The sequence below is a fragment of the Actinophytocola sp. genome (assembly GCF_036002505.1).
Taxonomy (GTDB): domain Bacteria; phylum Actinomycetota; class Actinomycetes; order Mycobacteriales; family Pseudonocardiaceae; genus DASYTH01.
The window spans coordinates 1-5,456 of the sequence record NZ_DASYTH010000391.1; the positions used below are offsets into that span (position 1 = coordinate 1).

The 5,456-nt window shown below is 69.0% G+C and carries 5 protein-coding genes, 1 tRNA gene and 1 pseudogene; 2 read left to right on the forward strand and 5 right to left on the reverse strand.

Annotated features, from left to right (window positions below):
• The 4 genes and pseudogenes from VGR06_RS34190 to VGR06_RS34205 all read right to left on the reverse strand — a co-directional run.
• Positions 1-1,200 (reverse strand): annotated as a pseudogene (locus VGR06_RS34190) (hypothetical protein); the annotation flags it as partial.
• Positions 1,197-1,472, reverse strand: coding sequence for a hypothetical protein (locus VGR06_RS34195; protein ID WP_327563329.1), 276 nt, complete (start codon positions 1,470-1,472; stop codon positions 1,197-1,199). The pseudogene VGR06_RS34190 and the gene VGR06_RS34195, both read right to left, overlap by 4 nt.
• Positions 1,465-1,809: an SAV_915 family protein gene (locus VGR06_RS34200; protein WP_327563330.1), complete on the reverse strand. Its 345-nt coding sequence runs from the start codon at positions 1,807-1,809 to the stop codon at positions 1,465-1,467. Before VGR06_RS34200 ends, VGR06_RS34195 begins: the two co-directional genes overlap by 8 nt.
• Positions 1,810-2,014: 205 nt before the next feature.
• Positions 2,015-3,532 carry a UvrD-helicase domain-containing protein gene (locus tag VGR06_RS34205; protein WP_327563331.1) on the reverse strand — a complete coding sequence of 506 codons (1,518 nt, stop codon included), beginning with the start codon at positions 3,530-3,532 and terminating at the stop codon, positions 2,015-2,017.
• A gap of 508 nt (positions 3,533-4,040) precedes the next feature.
• Between VGR06_RS34205 and VGR06_RS34210 the strand changes: the two genes are divergently transcribed.
• On the forward strand, positions 4,041-4,241 hold the full coding sequence (locus VGR06_RS34210; protein WP_327563332.1) for a hypothetical protein: 201 nt from the start codon (positions 4,041-4,043) through the stop codon (positions 4,239-4,241).
• A 309-nt stretch (positions 4,242-4,550) separates the two neighbouring features.
• Positions 4,551-5,216 carry a recombinase family protein gene (locus tag VGR06_RS34215; protein WP_414637391.1) on the forward strand — a complete coding sequence of 222 codons (666 nt, stop codon included), beginning with the start codon at positions 4,551-4,553 and terminating at the stop codon, positions 5,214-5,216.
• Between the two features lie 88 nt (positions 5,217-5,304).
• Here VGR06_RS34215 and VGR06_RS34220 read toward each other — a convergent pair.
• A tRNA-Leu gene (locus tag VGR06_RS34220) sits at positions 5,305-5,388 on the reverse strand.
• Positions 5,389-5,456: the final 68 nt, after the last annotated feature.

Sequence of the window (5,456 nt, forward strand, 5' to 3'; positions counted from 1 at the left end):
GGAGGGGTGGGTGAACTGGTTGGCGACGGTGCCGAGGCCGTCCTTGGCGTCGTCCAGGAGGTTGCCGGCGATGTCGACGGTGCGGCCGGGGTCCTTGATCGTCTCGCTGACGCCGTATGCGACGCCGGCCGCGATCAGTGATGTGCCAAGGGTTTCCGGTGCTCCAGCGATGCCGGCCGCGGCGAAGAGTGACCCGCTGCCCGCCGCGGCGGCCGCGCCCGCGCCGTAGCCGGCACCATCGGCTACCGCGGCCTTGATCTTGTTGCCGGTGCCGTGCGCGGTCAGCACGTCGTAGACCCCGGCCGCGCCCGCGGCGATGGGACCGGCCTTTCCCAGCGCCCCTCGCAGAGCAGTTCTGCTCGCGGCCGCGGAACCGAGGCCGGCGAGACGCTCGTTGGCGGCGGCGCGCGCGGCCGCCTGGCGCAAGCCCCGCAGCTTCTCGACCGCCTGCCCGGTGGCCGTGGCCTTGAGCTCAGGCGCGGCGACGGCGACATCCGGGCTGTCCGCGATGGCCTTGAGGCGCTGGAATGTCTGCGCTAGCCGGCGCTGCTCGCCCGCCCACCTGTCGGCGTTGGCGATGCTGGTGGACATGGTGGTCCCCCAGGTGCCGGCGGCGAGCCAGGCGCCGCTGGTGGACAGGCCATCGATGATCTCCCGCACCGACGCCAGTGCCGTGCCGAGCACAGCGTGCGCCGACCGCTCCAGCGTGCGGGCGTCCGACAGGATGTCTCGTGCCTGCTGGTAGGCGCGCACCTGGCGGCGGTACTCGGCCAGCTGTGCGGCGAACCGGTCGGCCGCGGCCGTCGCCGCCGCCGCGGTCATGCACATCGGAGGCGGGGTGGCCGGTGGTTTCGGCGGCTGGATGCCGTCCGCGCCGACCTCCAGCCCGGCGGCGGAGGCGATCGACTTGGCCCGCTCCACCATGGTCCGAACCGCGGTGAGCTCGTCGGCGAAGGTGTCCATGGCCTGCCGGGCGCGCTGGGTGGCGGCGGCGACCTCGTCGGTGGCCCGGCGCACCGGCTGCAAACCGAACCGGAATGCATCGCCCGCGGCGCCGCTCCACAGCACCTCCGACGCGGAAACCGCCGTGGCGAAGCCGGATCCGGCGCCAACCATGCCGCCGGCGACCGCTGCGAGGCCAGCGGCCGCGGCCCGCACCGCGCCCGGGTCACCATCCACCCGAGTGTCCAATGTGCTCATCGGAAGCTCGCCCCCGATCCGGTGTCGAGGGCTTGGTAGGACTGGAAACTCGCATTGACCCGGGCGCCGGCCACCGCGCCGCTGCGCACGATGGCCGATGCCGCGCCCGCGATCGCGGCCATGGTGGCGGCGACGTGCGCCGAGGACCCACCCGCGTCCGGCACGTCCGGCGCCCGGCCGGCCTGCTCGTCCAGCGCGCCCGTCCCACCGGACAGTGCCCGCAGCACGGCGCCGAGGTCGTGCACGGCGAACGCGTCGGTGCCGTCACTCATCCCAAGCCTCCGGTTTGCCTGGCCAGTCGTCCTCGGTGTTCGCTTTGTGCCGCAACGGTTCCGGGATATCGAGGTTCATAGCCACGACGTCGAACCGGCAATCCTGCCGCAGCCGTTCCAGCCAAGTCGCCGGCACCGCCACCCAGGGCTGATACCGCCCGCATGCCGCGACCAACTCCGCCAGCGACGTATAGACCAACAGCGACATCCGCCCGTCGGTCAACCTGCGCAACTCCGGCCAGAACCGGTCGGCACCCGCCCGCACCGGCAACGAGGGCACCAAGACCCACGCGGTGGCCTCCGCACACTCCCTCGCCGCAAACTCCTCAGCGATCACCCACCCGACCCTGCGCCCCAGATGCCACCCCCACAACACCGACTGCACATTCGGAAACGTTCACTGCGCACCGACAACACAACGAGCTCCCAACAGACTGATCTGCCCGGCCGCCGTCGTCCAAGGCCAGGTAGCCAACGACCGCTGCGAACCGCAGGCTGTCGAGGTCGACGACAATTCGGCGCCACCTCTTACGGTTGGGTGTTCAGGTGTTGATGGTTTGCGGTGGTTGTTCGGGTTTTCCGTTGGGGTGGCGGTGGATCCAGGACAGGCCGCCGAGGTCGAGGCGGTAGCGGGCGCGGGTGACGGCGACGTAGGCGAGACGGGCTTCGGCGGGGTCGATGGGGCCGGGGAGTGGTTCGCCGGTGGTGTCGACCTCTTGGTCGGGATCTTCGGGTTCGGTGAAGTCGTTGGCAATGCGAACAGTGGGCCATTCGCGGCCTTTGGCTTTGTGGACGGTGGAGACCGTGACGTCGGCGCCGGCTTCGTCGCAGAGGCGGGAGATGACGTCGAGGACGGTGTCGACGCCGTGTTCGTCGATGACGTCGACGAAGGGTTGCAGGTCGCGGCCGTCGGGATCGTATTCGGCGTAGTCCTGGACCTCGCCCCACGTAGCGAAGAGCAGCAGTTCGGGGTGGCTGGTGCGGCGGCCGCTCTTGAGGTCCCGTGCGGCGAGCGCGAGATCGGAGAGGGTGTCGCCGCGGCCGACAAGGGCGACGCGGCGGCCCATGTCGAGCAGGGTGAGGATCTCGGCCATGGCGCCACCGTTGGTGCGGCACAGGATCGCGTCTGGGCGCTCGACTTTGTCCAGACCACTGTCGAGCGAGGGCGAGCCGGTGATCCGGATGGGTGCGTGGGCGATGGCCAGCCAGCGGTTGGCTTCCTGGGCGATGCGTTCGCCGAAACGAAACGAGTGCGACAGGGTGAGTTGGATGCCGTCGAAGCCGGTCATCACGTCGCGGGCGCCGCGCCAGCCGTAGATTGCCTGGCCGGAGTCGCCGACCATGACCAGCTGCGCGTGCCCGCGTTGGGCGTTGAACACGCGTTCCACCACGGGATTGGTGTCCTGTGCCTCGTCCAGTAGCAGGAACTGGCCGCGGATCACCGGCTCGGTCAAGGCCCACATCTTCAGATAGTGATCGTGCTTGAACTTGACCCGGCCGTGGTCGGGATTCTGCAGGTCGGCCCAGATCCGGTGAGCATAGGGGAGCACGACGTCGGCGAGCTGGTCGTGCAGGTACTCCTCGCCGATCCCTTTGAGCCAAGGCACATGCTGCTGACCGATCGTCGCGTCGGCGGACTGGCAGTACTTGATGACCGTCTCCTGGGCGGCGTAGGCCAAGCCGGTGGCGGTGATCTTGCGTTGGCCGAGCCGCAGCTCCAGGTTGATGCCCAGCATCGCGGCGAGCTTCGCGCTGGACATCCGCGGTGCCCGCAGCCGGTCCCGGTACTCCCAGCCCACGGCGCGATAGGCCATGCTGTGCGCGGTGCGGCAGCCGACGTTGCTGGGAAATTTGCGTTGCGCCTCGTTGGCGATGGCCGTGTTGAATGCCAGGTAACGGCCCCACCGGCGGGTTCCGGCGGCCAGCATGGCCAGCGTCGTGGTCTTGCCGCTGCCCGCGCCGGCCTGCAGCACGAGGTGATCACCAACGGCGAACGCGGCCACCGCCGCCTCCTGCTCCGGCGTCGGCTCATGCTCCCGGGCGGGACGACGCGCTGGCATCCACCCTCCTCCAACGGCAACCTGCAATCAGCATGATCACGATACCCGCCGAGCACGCATTACCAAGCCACCAAAGCGGAAGTCGAACCGGTGACGAGATGTGACCGTATCGCCGAGCTTGCAGAGGCTGTCGGACCAGTGAACTTCGTTGCCGCCTAGGCAGCCGCCAAGTCGGCCGTCGACTGGGGCTGTGTCCCGTGCTCGTCGGCCGAATTGTGGCGGAAATCAGAGCCTCGGCGTCATGGCCGGGCTGCTGGTGGGTCTCCGACATGCTCACCACCGAGACGGGGAGGGGTAGCACGTGATGGAGCCGTGTGACACGGATCTGCTCGTTGGCTGGGCTCAAGGACATGGAGGTCTCACGGCGCAGCGTGTGCTCCGTGGCGGTGACGGGCTGCGATTGGCGTTCTATGGCCGTACGTCCACTTTGGACTTTCAGGATCGGGCCTCATCGCAGGCGTGGCAGCGGGAGGTCGCGGAGTGCGTGGTGGCTGGTCGGGGTGTGATCGTGGCGGAGTACTTCGATGCCGGCTACTCGCGGCGTCTACCGTGGGTCGATCGCCCCGAGGCTGCGGCATTGCTGGCCGCGCTGGCCGACCCGGACCGAGGATTCGATGCAATCGTTGTGGGGGAGTACGAGCGGGCGTTCTTCGGTGATCAACTCCAGCAACTCCTGCCACTGTTCCACAAGCACGGTGTACAGCTGTGACTGCCGGAGACCGACGGTCCGCTCGATCTGACAGATCCGGCGCATCGAGCACTATTGCTAATGCTGGCGGCACAGTCGCGGCGCGAGGTGTTGCGAGCCCGGCATCGGGTCTTGTCGGCGATGCGGGCCCAGGTTCTCGAGCAGGGCCGGCATCTGGGCGGCCGCCCTCCCTACGGTTATCGCCTGGTTGATGCCGGGGCGCACCCGAACCGGGCACATGCCCTGTGGGGTCGACGGCTGTACCAATTGGACTCTGACCCGGTGACCGCGCCGCAGGTCCGGTGGATCTTCACGCAACGGCTTGCCGGGATGAGCGTGGCCGGTATCGCCCGCCGTCTCAACCAACGCGGAGTGCCGTGCCCGTCCCAAGCCGATCGACGGCGCAATCCGCATCGGCATCGTGGTGTGTGGACGGTGCAGACCGTCGCGTCGATCTTGGCGAACCCGCGCTACACCGGCCGTCAGGTGTGGAACCGCCAGAGCAGCAACCCGGCCGCTCGTCCCGGCCGCGTGGGTCGGCGGCGGGCGGTGCAGCGGTGGAACCCGAGTCAGGACTGGGTGATCTCGAAGATGATCGCGCACCCGGCGTTGGTCACCGAGCAGGACTTCGTCGCCGCGCAAGCCATCCGCGCCGCGCGGCCTGCCCAGGACGGCGGTACTCGCCGCTATCCGCTGGCCGGGTTGATCCGCTGCGGCGTGTGTGACCGGCGCATGGATGCCCACTGGGTCCACGGTCGAGCCGGCTACCGCTGCCGCCACGGCCGCACCAGCGGGCATCCACGGCAACCTAGCCCAGCCAAGAACGTGTACGTGCGCGAGGACCACCTCCTCGCCGCCTTACCCACCCGACTCGCCGAGCTCGGTGTCGACCCGGCGCATCCGGGAGACGACACCGGATCCAGCAACGATCCGGCGCGGTTAGCCGAGGTGCTCCGAACCCACCACCTGACCATCACGTGCCACCACGCCAATTGAGCACTGAAACCCGACCCGCAAACACCCAGCGGCAGCAGTCACGACGTCATGATCGCCTGACCAGGCGAGACTTCGTGGGGTAATACTGTGTCCGAGGGGGGACTTGAACCCCCACGCCCTTGTCGGGCACTAGCACCTCAAGCTAGCGCGTCTGCCATTCCGCCACCCGGACAGGATCGCCGGACCACTCTACCCGCGCCGGCAGGGGTGCCCCAACACGGGTACGCAGGGTAGGAAGTA